Annotated in this window: 1 protein-coding gene; it reads right to left on the bottom strand. The window is 71.5% G+C overall.

Annotation, left to right across the window (positions count from 1 at the left end; genetic code table 11):
* Positions 1 to 2 precede the first annotated feature (2 nt).
* Positions 3 to 21,149 (bottom strand): non-ribosomal peptide synthase/polyketide synthase, encoded by a 21,147-nt coding sequence (locus AB0I68_RS36630; protein ID WP_363181735.1) that lies wholly within the window; start codon positions 21,147 to 21,149, stop codon positions 3 to 5.
* Positions 21,150 to 21,169: the final 20 nt, after the last annotated feature.

Here is a 21,169-nt window from a genome sequence, read left to right on the forward strand (position 1 = left end):
GGTCACTCCTCTTCGCCGGAGAGCTTGATCTGAAGCGCATCGATCTGGCTCTGAGCCAGCGCAACGAGCGGGAAGTCGGACGGGGTGGGCTGGGCGCCCTCCGCGTCGGGGACGTGCGAGGCAAGTCCGGAGAGCATGGCGGCCCAGCCGTCGGCCAATTCGCGCAGTGCCTTCTCCTCGAACGGGCCGACCGGGCAGACCAGGGACACGGTGAGTTGCGGTCCCTCGGGCAGGTCCCGTACGAGGCCCCCGGCCTCCAGCAGACGGGAGGCGGGCGTGTCGGCGTCGGCCGTGCCGCCCAGGACGGTGTCCCCCACCGGCTGCCAGGCTCCCCCGGCCACCGGATTCGCCGAAGTCGCCGACATCGCAGGACCGGCGGTGAAACGGCCGAGGTAGTTGAATCCGATCTGGGGGGTCGGCAGGCCGGCGAGGGTCTGCGCCGTCTTCGGGTTCAGATGCCGCAGCAGCCCGAAGCCGAGCCCGTCACCGGGCACCGCCCGCAGTTGCTCCCTGACCCGCCTGAGGAGGCGGCCCGCCGCGGGACCGCCGGTGCGGATCCGCGCGTACTCGGTGGTGCCGGGCTCCAATCGCACGGGATGGGAGCCGGTGAACCAGCCGACCGTGCGGGTGAGGTCCATGTCCTCGGTGAGCGGGGTACGGCCGTGGCTCTCGACCTCGATCAGGACACCGCCCGCGAGGTTCCGGCCCTGACGGCGCCGCCATTCGCCGACCGCGGCGACCAACGCGGCCAGCAGCACGTCGTCGATGCCCGCGTCGAACGCCGCCGGGAGCCTGGTCAGCAGCTCCGTCGTCACCTGGACCGGAATCCTGACCTCCACCCGGCGCACACCGCGGGCGACCGTGTCGAGGGCCGGGTCGAGCGCCCTCTTCCCGAGCAGCGGGTTCGGTCCGCCGATCAGCCGGGTCCACGCCCGCAACTCGGCCGTCCGCTCGGCGCCGAGCGCCTGGCTCTGCAGCGTCTCGGCCCAGCGCCGGTAGGACGTCCCGCGCTCCAGGCGGGGGTCGCGGCCTTCGCGCAGGGCCTCGTACGCGGCGGCCAGGTCGGGGAGGAGCACACGCCACGAGACGCCGTCGACGACGAGGTGATGGGCCACCACCAGCAACCGGCCCGGAACGGCCGGTCCGGCATCGAACCAAACGAGCTGGACCATCGATCCGGCCCGCGGGTCCAGCCGGTCCACCGCCCGACGTCCCTCCTCCTGGACCACGCCGGCCAGACCTTCGGCGGTCAGGCTCGCCGTGTCGACCCGGACCACCCGGTCCTCGGCCGCCGCACCCTGCTCCGCCACCACGAGCTGGGGCGTTCCGTCGGAGAGGTCGAGCCGGGCACGCAGGATGTCGTGGTGATCCAGGAGCACCTGGACGGCGGCCACGAGACGGGGCAGGTCCAGGCCGACGGGGGTCTCGACGAGCATCGACTGGGAGAGGACCCCGGTCAGCGCGTTCGGGCCGGCCCGCTCGACGAGGTCGAGCATGACCGGGGTCAGCGGCGCCCTTCCGACGCCCGTGTCCTCCTCCGCCGGTCCCGCCGCCGTCCGGGCGAGCTCGGCGCCACCGCTCAGGGCGACGGCAGCGAGGCCCGCGGGCGACTTGTGCTCGAACACCTGACGAGCCGTGATCACCACGCCCGCGCGCCGGGCCCGCGACACGACCAGCATCGACATGATCGAGTCGCCGCCGAGCGCGAAGAACGAGTCCTCGGCCCCGACCCGCTCCAGACCCAGGACTTCGGCGAACAGCGCGCAGAGAACCTCCTCCACCGGGGTGGCCGGGCCACGGCCCGTGGAACCGGTGATCTCCGGTGCGGGCAGCGCGGCCCGGTCCAGCTTCCCGTTCACCGTGACCGGCAGGGCGTCCAACCCCATGACCGAGGCCGGAACCATGTAGTCCGGCAGGGCCTGCGCGGCGAACTCCCGCAGCAGGTCACTGTCGACCTCCTGCCCGGCCGGTACGACGTAGGCGACGAGCCGCTTGGCCCCCGGCTGGTCCTCCCGCACGATCACCGCGACCTGACCGACGCTCTCGTGCGCGGCCAGCACCGCCTCGACCTCGGCGGGCTCGATCCGGAAACCACGGATCTTCACCTGGTCATCGGCACGTCCGACGAACAGCAACTGGCCGTCCGCCGTCCATCGCGCCAGGTCGCCGGTCCGGTACATCCGGCCGCCATACGGGCAGGCGACGAAACGCTCCGCCGTCAGATCCGCCCGACCGTCGTAGCCCCGCGCCAGCCCCGACCCCGCCACATACAGCTCACCCACGACACCCGGAGGCACCGGACGCAGGAACTCGTCCAGCACGTACGTCTGCGCGTTGTCCATCGGCCGGCCGATCGGCACACTCGCCGGAACCTCATCCCCCGCGACGTACGGGATCTGCGTGGTGAACGCCGTCGTCTCCGTCGGCCCATACGTCGACCGCACCGTCAACCCCGGATGCGCCTCCAGCAACGACCGGATCGCCGACGCCGAAACGACATCGCCACCGGTCGACACCTCACGCACACCCGCGAAGATCTCCGGAGACTCCTCCGCCAACACCCGGAACAGACCGGCCGTCGCATGCACATTCGTCACACCGTGTTCGGCGATCAACCGGCCACGCGCGACCGCATCCTTCTCACCCGCCGGCAACAGCACCAGTCGGCCGCCCCGCGTCAGGGGCACCCACAACTCGTACGTCGACGCGTCGAACGCATGGTTCGCCTGCACCAGAACCCGCTCGACCACCTCATCACGCCAACTCCGGTCCGCGACAAAACTCGCCACGTTCCCATGCGTCACCGCCACACCCTTGGGCCTACCGGTCGACCCCGACGTGTACATCACATACGCGAGGCTCTCCGGGGAGACCTTCACGTCCAGCTCAGCCAGATCCGAGGCCGCCTCGAACAACTCCGCGACCGAAGTCGTCGCGAGCCCCTCCAACTGCCGGTCGGCGACCACCAGAGACACCCCGGCCTCGGCCGCCACCGCACGCAACCGCTCCACCGGATGATCACCATCCAGCGGCACATACGCCGCCCCCGCCTTCACCACACCCAGAAGGACGGCGATCAACTCGGGCGACCGATCCATCACCACACCGACCCGGCACTCGGGACCGAGACCCTGGCCGGCCAACCAACGCGCGACCCGACCAGCACGCTCGTCCAGCTCCGCATAAGTCAGCGAGGCACCCCCACCGACCACCGCCACCGCATCCGGAGTCCGCACCACCTGCGCACCGAACAACTCGGGAAGGGTTCCCACCGAAAGCGGTCGAGCAGTGTCGTTCCACTCGTCGACGACCCTGCCCTCCTCACCGGGTTCCAGCACGTCGAGGCCGCTGAGCCGTACCTGTGGGTCGGCGGCCACCTGTTCCAGGACCGCCACCAGCCGATCGGCCAAGGCCCGGGCCGTGGTGCCGTCGAACAGGTCGGTGGCGTACTGCACACCGCCGCCGAGGCCGGCCGGGTCGCCCAGCCGGTCGCGGTGTTCGGTGAGGTTGATGGAGAGGTCGAACCGGGAGGGAAGGGCGGCGTCGGGGAGCGACTCGGACGCCTGCTGGTGCATGGTCAGACCGGGCAGGTCCCATTCCGCGGTGGGGATGTTCTGCAGGACGAGCATGATCTGGAACAGGGGGTGCCGTACGAGCGAGCGCTCCGGACTGATGTCGTCCACGAGCCGCTCGAAGGGCACGTCCTGGTGGGCGTACGCGGCCAGGTCCGTTTCGCGGACCCGCGCCAGCAGTTCCGCGAAGGTCGGGTTCCCCGTGGCGTCGGTGCGCAGGACCAAGGTGTTGACGAAGAAGCCGACCAGGCCCTCCAGCGCCGAGTCGCCGCGGCCGGCGATCGCGGTGCCGACGGGGATGTCCGTGCCGGCGCCGAGCCGGGCGAGTAGCATCGCCAGCGCCGCCTGGACCACCATGAACATGGTCGCCGAGCCCTGGCGGGCGACTTCCAGCAGCGCGGCGTGGGCTTCCGCTCCGAGTTCGAGCGGTACGGATCCGCCCTCGAAGGAGGCGACCGCGGGCCGGGTCCGGTCCACCGGGAGCGTGAGTTCCTCGGGGAGGTCGGCCAGTGCGCGGCGCCAGTAGGCGAGTTGGGAGCTGATCAGGCTGTCGGGGTCGTCGAGTTCACCGAGGACCTCGCGCTGCCAGATCGCGTAGTCGGCGTACTGGACCGGCAGCGGTGACCAGGCGGGGACCGATCCGGCGACGCGCGCTCCATAGGCGTGCCGGAGGTCCCGGGCGAGGACACCCATCGACCAGCCGTCGACCGCGATGTGATGCGCCACCAGCATCAACACGAACTCTTGGTCGGTGTCGGTGTCGGTCAGGATCAGCAGTTCCGTCCACCACGGCAGGTCGCGCTCCAGGTCGAAGCCCTTGGACGCGATCTCGGTCATGGCGTCGGCGAGTTCGCCCGGGGTGACCTCCCGGATGTGGAGCGGCGGCGGGGTGTCGACGAGCTGCTGTCGGGCGCGGCCGTCGGTGGAGGGATACACCGTGCGCAGCGTCTCGTGGCGGGCGGCCAGGTCGGCGAGTGCGGCCTCCAGGGCCTCGATGTCCAAATCACCGGAGAGCCGCAGCGCCAGCGGGACGTTGTAGGCCGCTTCGGCGCCGGTCTCGTCGAGCTGGTTGAGGAACCACATCCGCTGCTGCCCGAAGGACAGCGGCAGTGTCTCGGGCCGTTCCCGTGCGACGAGCCCCGTCCGGACGTCGTCCTCGTTGTCCTCCACCAGGCGGGCCAGCCCGGCGACGGTCGGCGCGCCGAACAATTCCCGTACGTTGATCTCGGCGTCGAGCACCGAGCGGACCCGTACGACGAGCCGCATCGCGAGCAGCGAGTCACCGCCGAGTTCGAAGAACGACTCCTCCGCGCCGACCCGCTCCAGGCCCAGCACTTCGGCGAACAGCCCGCACAGCACCTCCTCCACGGGAGTGGCGGCGCCGCGGCCCGTCGAGTCCCCGAACTCGGGGGCGGGCAGGGCCGCCCGGTCCAGCTTGCCGTTCACGGTGATGGGCAGGGCGTCGAGAGCGACGAAGGCGGTGGGCACCATGTACTCCGGCAGGGTGTGCGCGGCGTACTCGCCCAGGGCCTCGTCGTCGATGCCCTCGTCCGCCGCGACGACGTAGGCGACCAGGCGCTTCACGCCCGGCTGGTCCTCCCGGACCACCACCGCGACCTGGGCGACGCCCTCGTACCCGGCCAGCACCGCCTCGATCTCACCGAGCTCGATCCGGAAGCCCCGGATCTTCACCTGGTCGTCGACGCGACCGGCGTACAGGAGTGCGCCGTCCGACATCCAGCGGGCCACGTCGCCGGTCCGGTACATCCGCGCGCCCCCGGGGCCGAACGGATCGGCCACGAACCGCTCGGCGGTGAGGTCGGACCGGTTCGTGTAGCCGCGCGCCAGGCCGTCGCCGGAGAGGTACAGCTCGCCGGCGATGCCCACCGGAACCGGGCGCAGCGCGTCGTCGAGTACGTACGCCCGCGTGTTCGCCATCGGCCGGCCGATCGGTACCGAATCGGGTACCTCCTCGACCGCCCGCATCGGGTGGGCGGTGGCGAAGGTCGTGCTCTCCGTGGGGCCGTAGCCGTCCACGACCTTCGTGTGCGGGCACGCCTCCAGCACGCGGCGTACCGCCGTGGCGGGGACGGCCTCGCCGCCCGTCCACACCTCGCGCACCCCGGCGAAGCTGTCCGGGGCCTCCTCGGCGAGCAGCCGGAACAGGCCGGCCGTGAGCCACAGCGCGCTCACCCGCTGCTCGACGAGGGTGCGTCGCATGGCGCGGACGTCGAGTTCGCCGGGTGCCACGACGACGGTGCCGCCGGACAGCAGGGGCACCCACAGCTCGTACGTCGACGCGTCGAAGGTGTGCGGGGAGTGCATCAGCACGCGTTCCCGGCTGCCGCTGCCGTCCCAGCACGGGTCGAGGGCGAGGGCGGCCACGGCGTGCTGGGTGACCGCCACGCCCTTGGGCAGGCCCGTCGAGCCGGAGGTGAACATCACGTAGGCGAGCTGTTCGGGGTGGACGGTCGCCCCGGTGTCGCCGGACGGCTCCGGCTCCGGCTCCGGCTCCAGGGAGGTGTCGTCGTCGACCACGACCACGGCTCGGGCGCCGTCCTCCAGTACGGATCCTCGTAGCGCGCTGTCGGTCAGCAGCACCGGGATGTCCGTGTCCTCGGCGATCCGGCGCAGCCGGTCGGCGGGCGCGTCGGCGTCCAGCGGGACGTACGTGCCGCCGGCCTTCAGGACCGCCAGGATCGAGACGACCAGGTCGGGCGAGCGCCTCTGGAGCAGGGCGACCGCGCGCTCGTCGCCGACCCCCAGGGCCATCAAGCGGTGCGCGAGCCAGTTCGCCCGCGCGTTCAGTTCGGCGTACGTCAGCTCGCTGTCCCCGGCTACGAGCGCGACCGCCTCGGGGGTTCGGCGTACCTGGGCCTCGAACAGTGCGGGCAGCGACGCGTGCGGGACGGGACGGGCCGTGTCGTTCCACTCGACGAGCACCTGTGCCTGCTCGGCCTCGTCCAGGACCTTGAGCCGGCCCACGGGCAGGTGCGGGTCGGCGGCCATCTGTGCGAGGACCCTCTGCGCACGCTCCAGCAGGAGCCGGACGGCGGCCTCGTCGAAGAGGTCGGGGCGGTAGTCGAGCCGCAGTTCGAGCTCGTCGGACGGTGAGGCGAGCAGGGTGAGCGGGTAGTGGGCCGTTTCCTCACCGCCGCCTCCGACGATCGACAGGCTGCCCGGTTGCCGTCCGGCGTCGGGGTCGTGCGGGTAGTTCTCGTAGACCACGAGGGTGTCGAAGGTCGCGGCGGCGCCGGCGATGCGCTGGATCTCCGTGAGCCCGACGTGCTGGTACGCGATGAGTTCGGCCTGCTCGGCCTGGAGCCCGGTCAGCAGTTCCGTGACCGTGCGCCGCGGGTCGAGCCGGACCCGTACCGGGATGGTGTTGATGAACAGTCCGAGCATCCGCTCGACACCGGGGATCTCGGCCGGGCGGCCCGCGACCGTGGCGCCGAACACCACGTCGGTGCGGCCCGTCAGCATGCCCACCAGGACCGCCCAGGCACCTTGGACCAGGGTGTTCAGCGTCAGGCCGTTCGCCCGTGCCATGCCCCGCAGCGCGGTGGTGCGCTGTTCGTCGAGCCGCGTGATGACGTGGTGGGAAGGGACGGATTCCGCACCGCGTTCGACCGGGGCGACGAGGGTCGGTTCGTGGGCTCCCGCGAGTACCGAGCGCCATGCCTCGGATGCCGCCTCGCCGTCCTGACGGCCCAGCCAGGCGAGGTAGTCACGGTAGGCGGGCACCGGCGGCAGGGAGCCCGCGTCGCCGCCGGCCGCGTAGACGCGCGACAGTTCACCGAAGAGGATGGGCAGCGACCAGCCGTCCATGACGATGTGGTGCATGGTCATGATCAGGCGGTTCCGCTCCGTACCCCGCTTGACCAGCAGCAGGCGCACCAGTGGCGGTGCCGCGAGGTCGAACGGCGCCAGGTCCTCTTCCGCGAGTCGGCGCGCTTCGGTCTCGGCGTCCGTGTCGGACAGACCGGACAGGTCGGCCTCGCGCCACGGCAGTTCCACGTCCCGGACGACGACCTGCACCGGACTCTCCATGCCGACCGGCTGCCGGAACCCCGTCCGCAGACTCGCGTGCCGCTCCAGCAACACCTGCCACGACCTACGCAACAGACCCGCGTCCAATGCGCCTTCCAGGTCCAGGAAACGCTGACCCACGTACACGTCACGCGCACCCTCGTCGTACCGGGCGTGGAACAGCAGCCCCTCCTGCAACGGAGACAACGGCCACACGTCGACCAGCCCCGGAACGGCCGCCTCCAGCTCCTCCACCTCACCCTGGCCCAGCGCCACCAACGAGAAATCGGAGGGCGTACGACCCCCGGCACCCGGCTCACCGGCATGCGCCGCCAGACCGGCCAACATCGCCACCCAGCCGGACGCCAGCTCGCCGAGCGCCTCCTCGTCGAAGAGACCGGCCGGGCCGCCGAGCGAGACCGTCAGCTCCGGTCCTTCAGGGAGGTCGCGGACCAGTCCGCCGGCTTCCAACGCGTGGATGAGGACCATGTGCGGGTCGGCCGCCCCGCCGAGGACGGTGTCCGTGTCCGGCCGCCAACTGCCCTCTGCGGTCCGGTCGGCGGGTGTGAAGCGGCCGAGGTAGTTGAAGCCGATCTGCGCGGACGGCAGCCCCGCGAAGGCGGGGGCGGTCTCCTGGTTCAGGTGGCGCAGCAGCCCGTACCCCAGACCATCCCCGGGAACCGCCCGCACCTGTTCCTTGACCCGCTTCAACAGTTGGCCCGCCTCCGGGCCACCGGCACGCACCCGGACGTGATCGACTCCACCCGTGTCCAACCGCAGCGGGTACGAGCTGGTGAACCAACCGACCGTGCGCGTCAGATCCATGTCCTCGGAGAGCGGCACACGGCCGTGGCTCTCCACGTCCACGAGCAGCCCGCCAGCGAGGGGACGGCCCCGGCCCCGCCGCCACTCCTCCACCGCGGCGACCAGCGCGGCCAGCAGCACGTCGTCGATACCGGCGTGGAACAGGGCCGGCACCCGTGTCAGCAACTGCGAGGTCACCGAAACCGGCAGGCGGAGTTCCACCTGTCGTGTCCCGCCGGCGACCGTGTCCACGGCCGGGTCCAGCGCCCGCTCACCGAGGTGGGGGTCCGAGCCCTCCAGCATCCGGATCCACGCCGGCAGCTCGGCCATCCGCTCCGCACCCACCGCCTCCGCGGCAAGGGCCTGCGCCCAACCCCGGAACGACGCACTCGCCGTGTCCGGTTCGACATCCCGGCCGGTGGCGTACGCCTCCGCCAGGTCGGGGGCCAGCGCGCGCCACGACACTCCGTCGATCACCAGGTGGTGCGCCACCAGGAGCAGCCGTCCGGGCTCGTCGGGTCCGGCGTCGAACCAGACGGCGCGCAGCATCCGGCCCGCCACCGGGTCGAGCCACCCGACGGCGTCCCGTTCGGCTTCGCGTACGAGCGCGGTCAGCTCCTGGGCGACGGCGTCCACGCGCCGTACGACCGCCGGCGCGGAGCCCTTCTCCGGTATCGCAAGTCCGCTCGGTGCGCCTTCGGAGAGTTCCAGGCGGGCGCGGAGTACGTCGTGGTGGTCCAGCAGCCGCTGAAGTGCCGCCTCCAGACGTGGCAGTTCGAGCCCGGCCGGTACCCGGAGCAGCATCGACTGGGAGAACGACCCGGTGAGCGCGGTCGGGCCCGCCCGTTCCACCAGCTCGCGCATCACCGGTGTCAGGGGCGCCGGCCCCACACCGGACGTCCGTGCGTGCCGCGGCCCCACCGTGGCCGCGGGTATCCCGGCGACCCGTGCCAGCCCGGCCGGGGACCTGTGCTCGAACACCTGCCGTACGGTGACGGCCACGCCCGCACGCCGTGCCCGGGAGACGACGAGCATGGAGGTGATGGAGTCACCGCCGAGTTCGAAGAACGAGTCCTCGGCCCCGACCCGTTCCAGGCCCAGCACCTCGGCGAACAGCCCGCACAACACCTCCTCCACCGCGGTGGCCGGGCCGCGGCTCGACGAGCCGGTGACCTCGGGCGCGGGCAGTGCCGCCCGGTTCAGCTTCCCGTTGGCGGTGACCGGCAGGGTCTCCAGCCGGATGACCGTGGCCGGGACCATGTACTCCGGGAGGGTCCGCGCCGCGAACTCCTTGAGCGACTCCGCGTCCACGTCCGCGTCTTCGCCGGCCGGTACGAGGTAGGCGACCAGCCGCTTCACGCCCGGCTGGTCCTCCCGGACCACCACCGCGACCCGACCCACACCCTCGTGTCCGGCCAACACGCTTTCGATCTCGCCGAGTTCGATCCGGAAACCACGGATCTTCACCTGGTCATCCGCACGCCCCAGATACAGCAACTCACCATCCGCGGACCACCGCACCAGGTCACCCGACCGGTACATCCGATCCGAACCCGGGAACGGACAGGCCACGAACCGCTCAGCGGTCAGAGCAGCCCGACCCGCATAACCCCGCGCCAACTGCACACCCGCCAGATACAACTCCCCCGTCACACCAGGAGGAACCGGACGCAGGAACTCGTCCAACACGTACGTCTGCGTGTTCCACACCGGACGCCCGATCGGCACCGAGCCGTTGGGCGCGCCTTCCGTACCGTCCCAGGCGGTGACCTCGACGGCCGCTTCCGTCGGTCCGTAGAGGTTGTGGAGGCGCACGCCGATCCGGTGACGGAACTCCTCCACCAGATCGGGCGTCAGCGCCTCACCACTGCAGAAGACCCGCCGCAGCCCGGCACGGTCTCCGGGACCGACCTCCTGAAGGAACACACCCAGCATCGACGGCACGAAATGCATCACCGTCACCGACTGCCGGGCCACCACGTCCACCAGGTACGCCGGATCCCGATGCCCACCCGGCCTCGCCATCACCAGACCGGCGCCCACCACCAACGGCCAGAACAACTCCCACACCGACACGTCGAAGCCCGTCGGTGTCTTCTGCAACACCCGGTCGTCACTCGCCAACCGGTAGGTGTCCTGCATCCAGAGCAGCTTGTTCGCGATCGACCGGTGGCTGACCACCACGCCCTTGGGGCGGCCCGTCGACCCCGACGTGTAGATCACGTACGCCGCCGATCCGGGCGTCACCGTCGACGCCGGCGCGGCGCCGGAGCAGGACGCGATCTCGGCGGCCGTCGCCTCGTCGTCCCACACCACCCACGACGCATCCCGTGCCGTCGCACGCGAGCACACCACCACCGTGGGATCCGCATCGGCCAGCACGTACTCGATCCGGTCCGCCGGATACTCCGGATCCACCGGAACGTACGCGGCCCCCGCCTTGAGCACCCCCCACAACACGGCCATCAGATCGACCGACCGCTCCATCAACACGGCCACCCGACCCTCCGGACCCACACCCCGCCCGATCAGCCAGCGCGCCACCCGGTTCGACCACTCGTCCAACTCCGCGTAGGTCACCGAGGAGTCTTCGTCGATGACGGCCAGGGCGTCCGCGACGCGCGCGGCCTGGGACCGGAACAGCTCGGGCAGGGTCGTGGCCGGGACGGCCCGGTCGGTGTCGTTCCACTCGTCCACGACGAGCCGCCGCTCGGCCGCGTCGAGGACTTCCAGCGCGCCGGCCGTCACCTGCGGGTCGGCGGCCACCTGCTCCAGGACCCGTGCGAGCCGGTGGGCCAGGGCCCGGGCCGTGTCCTCGTCGAACAGGTCGGCCGCGTACTGGATTCCGCCCGCGATCCCGGAGGGACCGCCCTGTTCGTCGCGGAGCTCGACCAGCCCGATCGACAGGTCGAAGCGGGCCGAGAACTCCTCGTCGGCCAGGATCGGCCGGACGTCCAAGCCCCGCAGCGCCCACGGGGCGTCCGCGCCCGGGGTGTTGTCGATCGTCAGCAGGACCTGGAACAGGGGGTGCCTGGACAGGGAGCGGGTCGGGCTGAGGTCATCCACCAGCCGCTCGAACGGCACGTCCTGGTGGGCGAACGCGGCCAGGTCGGTCTCCCGGACCCGTCCCAGCAGTTCCGCGAACGTGGGGTCGCCGGCGGCGTCGGTGCGCAGCACCAGGGTGTTGACGAAGAAGCCCACCAGATCGTCGAGGGCCGAGTCGGCGCGACCCGCCACGACCGTGCCGATCGGAATGTCGGTGCCCGCGCCGAGCCGGCTCAGGAGCATCGCCAGCGCGGCCTGGACTGCCATGAACATCGTCGCCGAGCCCTGCCGGGCCGCTGCCGCGAGTGCGGCGTGGGTCTCGGGTCCGAGCTCCATCGGAACCCATCCGCCCTGGAACGATCCGACCGCCGGACGGGTCCGGTCCGCCGGGAGGGACAGTTCCTCGGGCAGCCCGGCCAGGGCCTCCCGCCAGTAGTCCAGCTGCGCGCTCAGCAGGCTGTCCGGATCGCCGGCCTCGCCCAGGACCTCGCGCTGCCAGAGCGCGTAGTCGGCGTACTGCACCGGCAGCTCCGACCAGCCCGGCTCCGCGCCGCCGTGCCGGGCGGCGTAGGCCGCCTGGAGATCCGTCGCCAGGACGCCCATGGACCAGCCGTCCACCGCGATGTGATGTGACACCAGCAGCAGCACGAAGTCGGTGTCGGACAGGGCCAGCAGCTCGGTGCGCCACGGCCGGTCCCTGGTCAGGTCGAAGGGGCGGCTCGACAGCTCGGCCATGACCTCCGGCAGGTCCGTCGGTGCGACTTCGCTCACCCGCAGGGCCGGACGGCCGGCAGGGCCGTCGAGGATCTGCTGCCGGGCGGCGCCGTCCGTCTCCGGGAACACCGTACGGAGCGTCTCGTGCCGGTCGGCGACATCGCCGAGTGCCCGCTCCAGCGCGGCCACGTCCAGTGCGCCCGTGAGCCGCAGCGCGAGCGGCATGTTGTACGCCGCGGCCGCTCCCGCCTCCTCCAGCCGGTTGAGGAACCACATCCGCTGCTGGCCGTACGAGAGCGGCAGTACCTCGGGCCGTCGCCCGGGCAGGATCCCCGCCCGGACCGCGCGTCCCGAGGTGTCGTCCACCAGACGGGCCAGCCCGGCGACGGTGGGCGCGGCGAACAGCTCACGGATGCCCGTCTCGGTGTCCAGCGCCGAGCGGATCGACGCGATCAGCCGCATCGCCAGCAGGGAGTCGCCGCCCAGGTCGAAGAACGAGTCCTCGGCGCCGACCCGCTCCAGGCCGAGCACCTCCGCGAACAGCCGGCAGAGGACCTCCTCGACCGGGGTCGCGGGCCCGCGGCCCGCGCCGTCGCCCAGGTCCGGCGCGGGCAGCATCGCCCGGTCCAGCTTGCCGTTCGCCGTGGTCGGCAGGGATTCCAGGACCACGACGGCAGCGGGCACCATGTGGTCCGGCAGGGTCCGGGCGGCGAACTCCCGGAGCGCGGTCGCGTCGGCGACGCCCTCCGCGACCGCCGCGACCGGAACCACGTAGGCGACCAGGCGTTTCACGCCCGGCTGGTCCTCGCGGACGATCACCGCGGCCCGGGAGACGCTCTCGTGCGCGGCGAGCACGGCCTCGATCTCACCCGGCTCGATCCGGAAGCCGCGGATCTTCACCTGGTCGTCGGCGCGGCCGGCGAACACCAGCCGTCCGTCCGACGTCCAGCGCGCCAGGTCACCGGTCCGGTACATCCGGCCCCCGTAGGGGCAGGCGACGAACCGCTCCGCCGTCAGAGCGGCCCTGTCGTGGTAGCCGCGTGCGAGCCCGGCACCGGCGACGTACAACTCCCCGACCGCACCGGGCGGCAGCGGGCACAGGAACTCGTCCAGCACGAACACCCGGGTGTTCCACACCGGGCTGCCGATCGGCACCGCGGTCCGGCCCGGTTCGGGGGTCAATGCCCCGGTCATCGTCGCGCAGACCGTCGTCTCGGTCGGACCGTACGCGTTGAACAGCCGCCGCGAGGTCGCCCACTCGGCCACCAGGCCCGGCGGGCACGCCTCGCCGGCCACCACCACGGTGGCCAGTGAGTCCGGCAGCCGGTCGACGCTCGCCAGCAGCGACGGTGGCAGGGTCACATGGGTCACCGCGAAGTCGTCGAGCAGATCCTCCAGCCGTCCGAACGGCGGCATCCGATCGGCGGGCGCCACCACCAGCGCGGCCCCGGCGAGCAGCGCCATGCACACCTCGGACACGGCGGCGTCGAAGCCCAGCGCGGCGAACTGCAGCACCCGCGACCGCGGGTCGACTCCGAACCGGTCGATCTGGGCGCCGGACAGGCTGCCCAGCCCCGCGTGCGACACCACCACGCCCTTCGGTGTCCCCGTCGAACCCGAGGTGTGGATCACGTACGCCGGATGCGCCGGACGCAGCGGCGTCCTGCGGTCGGCGTCGGTCGGCGCGGTCGTCGGAGCGGCCTCGATCTCCGCCGCGGTGGCCGCGTCGTCCCACGGCATCCGGCCGACCCCGGCCGGGATCAGCCCGGCGCTCGGACCGGTGCACACGACCAACGCCGGGTCGGCGTCGGCGAGCGTGAAGGCGATGCGTTCGGCCGGGTAGTTCGGGTCGACCGGCACGTAGGCCGCGCCCGCCTTCGTCACTCCGAGCAGTACGACGATCTGGTCGACGGAGCGCTCCATCAGGACGCCGACCCGGTCCTCCGGGCCGACGCCCCGGCCGATCAGCACGTGCGCCAGGCGGTTGGCCCGCTCGTCCAGCTCCGCGTACGTCAGGGAGACGTCGGCGCCGATCAGCGCGGTGGCGCCCGGGGTGCGGGCCACCTGGGCCTCGAACGCCTCTGGCAGGGTGATGGCGGGCAGCGTCCGGGCGGAGTCGTTCCACTCGTCCGTGACCACGCGCCGCTCATCGGCGTCGAGCACGTCGAGCCGCCTGAGCCTGGTCTCCGGATCGGCGGCGACCTGCGCCAGGACGCGTTGCAGCCGGTGGACGAGCGCGCGGGCCGTCGAGTCGTCGAACAGGTCCTTCGCGTACTGGAGGTCGCCGGTGATACCGGCCGGCGCTCCGCGCCCGTCACGCCGCTCGGCGAGACTCAGCGACAGGTCGAACCGGGCGGGAAGCGCCTCGTCGGGCAGGGTGCCGGCGTTCATCGGGTGCACGGTCAGACCGGGGAGGTCCCAGTCCGAAGTCGGTGCGTTCTGCAGCACGAGCATGATCTGGAACAGTGGATGGCGGACCAGCGACCGCTCCGGGTTGAGCTCGTCGACCAGCCGCTCGAACGGCACGTCCTGATGGGCGTACGCGGCCAGGTCGGTCTCCCGGACTCGCGCCAGCAGCTCCGCGAAGGTCGGGTCGCCCGCCACGTCCGTCCGCAGCACCAGCGTGTTGACGAAGAACCCGGCGAGATCGTCGAGCGCGCTGTCGCCGCGACCGGCGATCGCGGTACCGATGGGAATGTCGGTCCCGGCGCCGAGCCGGGCCAGCAGCATCGCCCACGCGGCCTGCACCGCCATGAACATCGTCGCCGAGCCCTGCCGGACCACGCGCGACAGGGCGGCGTGCGTCGCCTCCCCCACCTCGACCACCACCGAGCCGCCCTGGAACGACGGGACGGCGGGCCGCGCCCGGTCCGCCGGCAGCGGAGTCTCCTTGGGCAGTCCCGCCAAGGCCTCCCGCCAGTGGCCCAGCTGGGTGCCGATCACACTGTCCGGGTCGGCCGGGTCGCCGAGGGCCTCCCGCTGCCAGAGCGCGTAGTCGGCGTACTGGACGGGCAGCGGGGACCAGTCGGCCACTCCGCCTCCGCATCGCGCCGCGTACGCCGCCCGCAGGTCCCTCGCCAGGATCCCCATCGACCAGCCGTCCACCGCGATGTGATGGGCCACCATCAGCAGGACGAACTCGGCCTCGGACAGGACCAGCAGAATGACCCGCCAGGGCAGCTCGTGGGCCAGGTCGAAGCTCCGCCCGGCCTCGGCCACCAGGACCTCGGGCAACTCGGCCTCGTCGATCCGCCGGGTGGGCAGGGCCGGACGCCCGTCCGCGCCCTCCAGGACCTGCTGTCGGGGAGTCCCGCCCGTCGCGGGGAAGACCGTACGGAGGGTCTCGTGCCGCTCGGCCAGGTCACCGAGCGCATCGGCCAGGGCGGCGATGTCCAGCGTTCCGGAGAGCCGGAGCGCCAGCGACATGTTGTACGCCGCGCCCACTCCCGCTCCTTCGAGCTGGTTGAGGAACCACATGCGTTGCTGACCGAACGACAGCGGTACCGATTCCGGCCGCTCCCGCACCGCGATCCGAGTCCTTACGTCGGACCGGTCGCCGTCCACGAGCCGGGCCAGGCCCGCGACGGTCGCGGCGCCGAACAGCTCACGGACGCCGATCTCGGCGTTCAGCACCGAGCGGACCGATGCGATGAGACGCATCGCGAGCAGCGAGTCGCCGCCGAGTTCGAAGAACGAGTCCTCGACCCCGACCCGCTCCAGGCCGAGCACCTCGGCGAACAGGCCGCACAGGACTTCTTCCAACGGGGTCCGGGGCTCGCTTCCTTCGCCGCCGCCGAACTCGGGGGCGGGGAGGGCGGTGCGGTCCAGCTTGCCGTTCACCGTGACGGGCAGGGTGTCCAACTGCACGATCGCGGCCGGGACCATGTAGTCCGGCAGCTTGCCGGCAACGTGGTCTCCGAGCAGTACGACGTCCACGTCCGCGTCGGCATCGGCCGGGACGACGTAGGCGACGAGCCGCTTGGCCCCCGGCTGGTCCTCCCGCACGATCACCGCGACCTGACCGACGCTCTCGTGCGCGGCCAGCACCGCCTCGACCTCGGCGGGCTCGATCCGGAAACCACGGATCTTCACCTGGTCATCGGCACGTCCGACGAACAGCAACTGGCCGTCCGCCGTCCATCGCGCCAGGTCGCCGGTCCGGTACATCCGGCCGCCATACGGGCAGGCGACGAAACGCTCCGCCGTCAGATCCGCCCGACCGTCGTAGCCCCGCGCCAGCCCCGACCCCGCCACATACAGCTCACCCACGACACCCGGAGGCACCGGACGCAGGAACTCGTCCAGCACGTAGGTCCGCGCGTTGTCCATCGGCCGGCCGATCGGCACACTCGCCGGAACCTCATCCCCCGCGACGTACGGGATCTGCGTGGTGAACGCCGTCGTCTCCGTCGGCCCATACGTCGACCGCACCGTCAACCCCGGATGCGCCTCCAGCAACGACCGGATCGCCGACGCCGAAACGACATCGCCACCGGTCGACACCTCACGCACACCCGCGAAGATCTCCGGAGACTCCTCCGCCAACACCCGGAACAAACCGGCCGTCGCATGCACATTCGTCACACGGTGCTCGGCTATCAACCGGCCACGCGCGACCGCATCCTTCTCACCCGCCGGCAACAGCACCAGTCGGCCGCCCCGCGTCAGCGGCACCCACAACTCGTACGTCGACGCGTCGAACGCATGGTTCGCCTGCACCAAGACCCGCTCGACCACCTCATCACGCCAACTCCGGTCCGCGACAAAACTCGCCACGTTCCCATGCGTCACCGCCACACCCTTGGGCCTACCGGTCGACCCCGACGTGTACATCACATACGCGAGGCTCTCCGGAGAGACCTTCACGTCCAGCTCGACCAGATCTGCCGGCGCCTCGAACAACTCCGCCACAGAAGTCGTCGCGAGCCCCTCCAACTGCCGGTCGGCGACCACCAGAGACACCCCGGCCTCGGCCGCCACCGCACGCAACCGCTCCACCGGATGATCACCATCCAGCGGCACATACGCCGCCCCCGCCTTCACCACACCCAGAAGGACGGCGATCAACTCGGGCGACCGATCCATCACCACACCGACCCGGCACTCGGGACCGAGACCCTGGCCGGCCAACCAACGCGCGACCCGACCAGCACGCTCGTCCAGCTCCGCATAAGTCAGCGCGACGTCACCCGACACCACCGCCACCGCACCCGGGGTCCGCGCCACCTGCGCACCGAACAACTCCGGAAGACTCCCAGCCGCAACCGGCCGAGCCGTGTCGTTCCATCCGTCCACCGCCAGACGACGCTCGGTCTCCCCCAGCACGTCGAGCCGCGAGACCCGTACGTGCGGGTCCGCCGACACCTGCTCCAGGACTCGCCGTACGCGCTCCGCGAGCACCTGCACGGTGGCTTCGTCGAACACGTCGGGCCGGTAGTCGAACTGCAGCTCAAGCTCGTCGGACGGTGAGACGACCAGCGTGAGCGGATAGTGGGCCGATTCCTCGCCCCCACCTGCGGCGATCCGCAGACCACCGAGATCGCGGCCGGAAGCGGGGTCGTGCGGATAGTTCTCGTAGACGACCAGGCTGTCGAATATCCCGCCCGGGCCGCTGATGCGCTGGATCTCGGCGAGGCCCAGATGCTGATGCTCCATCAACTGCGCTTGTTGTACCTGGAGTTCGGTCAGCAGCTCGGTGAACGTGCGTCGCGGGTCGAGTCGTACCCGTACCGGAACGGTGTTCATGAGCAGACCCAGCATCTGCTCCACACCTGGAAGCTCGGCCGGACGACCGGCGACCGTGGCGCCGAACACCACGTCCGTCCGGCCCGCGAGCACCCCGACCAACACGCCCCACACGCCTTGGATCACCGTGTTCAGCGTCAGACCGTGCTCGCGCGCCATGTCGCGCAGCGCGAGGGTGAGGCTTCCGTCGAGTCTGACGATGACGTGGCGGGGCTGGACCGATTCAACGCCCGGTGCGACGGGGGCGACGAGGGTCGACTCGGTGACTCCGGCCAACAGCTCCTGCCAGGCGGACCTGGCGGCTTCCTTGTCCTGACGAGCCAGCCAGGCGAGGTACTCCCGGTACGGCGTGACCGGCGGCAGTCCGTCGGCACTGCCGTCGGCCGCGTAGATCCGGGACAGCTCACCGAACAGGATGGGCAGGGACCAACCATCCATGATGATGTGGTGCATCGTCATGACGAGGCGGTACCGCTCTTCGCCCCGCTTGAGCAGCAAGAACCGCAGCAGGGGCGGAACCGCGAGATCGAACCGTGCGTGCTCCTCCTCGGCAAGTCGGAGCGCCTCGGCCTCGGCGTCCTCCTCGGTCAGGTGGGAAAGGTCCACCTCACGCCACGGCAACTCCACGTCCCGCGCGACGACCTGGACGAGGCGGTGGAAGCCGGCACGCAGGCTCGCATGCCGGTCCAGGAGCGCCTGCCAGGAACCGCGGAACCGCGCGGAGTCGACGGGGCCTTCGAGGTCGAGGAAACGCTGACCCACGTACGCATCACGCGCGCCCTCGTCGTACCGGGCGTGGAAGAGCAGCCCCTCCTGCAACGGTGACAACGGCCAGACATCGACCAGCCCCGGAACGGCCGCCTCCAGCTCCTCCACCTCGTCCTGGCCCAGCGCCACCAACGAGAAGTCGCAGGGCGTACGACCCCCGGCACCCGGCTCGCCGGCATGCGCCGCCAGACCGGCCAGCATCGCCACCCAGCCATCGGCGATCCGCGACAGCGCGGCATCGTCGAAAAGCCCCGCCGGACAGGCCAGCGAGATGGTCAGTTCCGGCCCTTCGGGAAGGTCACGGACCAGACCGCCGGCATCGAGCTCGTGCGTCAGGACCATGCGCTCATCGGCCGTCCCGCCCAGCACGGTGTCACCGTCGGGATGCCAGTCCCCGCGCACGGCGACGTCGGCGGACCGGAACCGTCCGAGGTAGTTGAAGCCGATCCGCGCCGAGGGCAGCCCCTCGAACGCGGAAGCCGTCTCCTGGTTCAGGTGGCGCAGCAGCCCGTAGCCCAGACCATCCCCGGGAACCGCCCGCACCTGCTCCTTGACCCGCTTCAGCAGACGACCCGCCTCCGGACCACCGGCACGCACCCGGACGTGATCGACTCCACCCGTGTCCAACCGCAGCGGGTACGAGCCGGTGAACCAGCCGACCGTCCGCGTCAGATCCATGTCCTCGGAGAGCGGCACACGACCATGGCTCTCCACATCCACCAACACCCCGCCCGGGACCGCACGCCACTCGTCCACGGCGGCGACCAGCCCGGCCAGCAGAACGTCGTCGATGCCCGCGTGGAAGAGGGCCGGCACGCGCGTCAGCAACTCCGACGTCACCGACACCGGCACCCGAAGCTCCACACGACGCGTCCCACCCGCGACCGTGTCCACGGCCGGATCCAGCCCACGCCCACCCAGCAGATGATCCGGCCCCTCCAGCACCCGGATCCACGACGACAACTCCGCCGACCGCTCCTCGGTCGCCGCCTCCCCGGCCAGCGCCTGCGCCCAACCCCGGAACGAGGTCGTGACGGGATCGAGGGCCGCCTCGGGCCCCTCGTACGCCGCCGCAAGATCGGGGGCCAGGACACGCCACGAGACGCCATCGACGGCCAGGTGATGCACCAGCATCAGCAGCCGCCCCTGCGCATCCGGCCCGGCGTCGAACCACACGGCCCGCACCATCCCACCGGCCACCGGATCGAGCTGCTTCGCCTCGTCCTCAGCACACACCCGCACGACGTCGGCCCACTCCGCGCCATCACCGAGACCAGCCGCGTCCACCCGCCGCACGACGGGCAGAACAGAGCCCTCCTCCGGAATCACGAGCACGTTCGGTGCACCGTCGACGAGCTCCAGGCGAGCACGCAGTACGTCATGGTGATCCAGCAGCCGCCGAAGTGCCGCCTCCAGACGCGGCAACTCCAACCCGGCCGGCACCCGGAGCAGCATCGACTGGGAGAACGCCCCGGTCAGTGCCGCCGGACCCGCCCGCTCCACCAGCTCGCGCATGACAGGTGTGAGAGGCACTCGCCCCACGCTCTGCGTCCGAGGCTCCGACGTGGTGGCCGTAGCCATCCCGGCGATGCGCGCCAGTCCGGCCGAGGTCTTGTGCTCGAACACCTGCCGGGCATTGATCACCACACCCGCCCGCCGGGCCCGGGAGACGACCAACATCGACGTGATCGAATCGCCGCCCAGTGCGAAGAACGACTCCTCGGCCCCGACCCGCTCCAGCCCCAACACCTCGGCGAACAGCCCGCAGAACAACTCCTCCAGCGGACTGCGGGGCTCGCGGCCTTCGCCGCCGCCGAACTCGGGAACAGGAAGGGCGGCCCGGTCCAGCTTTCCGTTGACGGTGACCGGAAGGGTCTCCAGCCGCACGAACGCGGCCGGGACCATGTACTCCGGCAGCTTGCCCGCGACGTGGTCCCCGAGCATCTCGACATCCACGTCCGCATCGGCCGGTACGACGTACGCGACGAGCCGCTTGGCCCCCGGCTGGTCCTCCCGCACGATCACCGCGACCTGACCGACGCTCTCGTGCGCGGCCAGCACCGCCTCGACCTCGGCCGGCTCGATCCGGAAACCACGGATCTTCACCTGGTCATCGGCACGACCTTCGAACAGCAACTGCCCCTCGGACGACCACCGGGCCAGGTCACCCGTCCGATACATCCGGCCGCCGAACGGGCAGGCCACGAACCGCTCCGCCGTGAGGGCAGCCCGAGCGTCATAGCCCCGGGCCAGACCGGAGCCCGCCACATACAGCTCACCCACGACGCCTGGAGGCACCGGGCGCAGGTACTCGTCGAGCACGTAGGTGCGTGCGTTGTCCATCGGCCGGCCGATCGGCACACTCGCCGGAACCTCATCCCCCGCGACGTACGGGACCTGCGTGGTGAACGCCGTCGTCTCCGTCGGCCCGTACGTCGAGCGCACCGTCAGCCCCGGATGCGCCTCCAGCAAGGACCGGATCGCCGACGCCG

Origin of the sequence: Streptomyces sp. NPDC050448 (assembly GCF_040655295.1) — a bacterium.
Classification (GTDB): Bacteria; Actinomycetota; Actinomycetes; order Streptomycetales; family Streptomycetaceae; genus Streptomyces.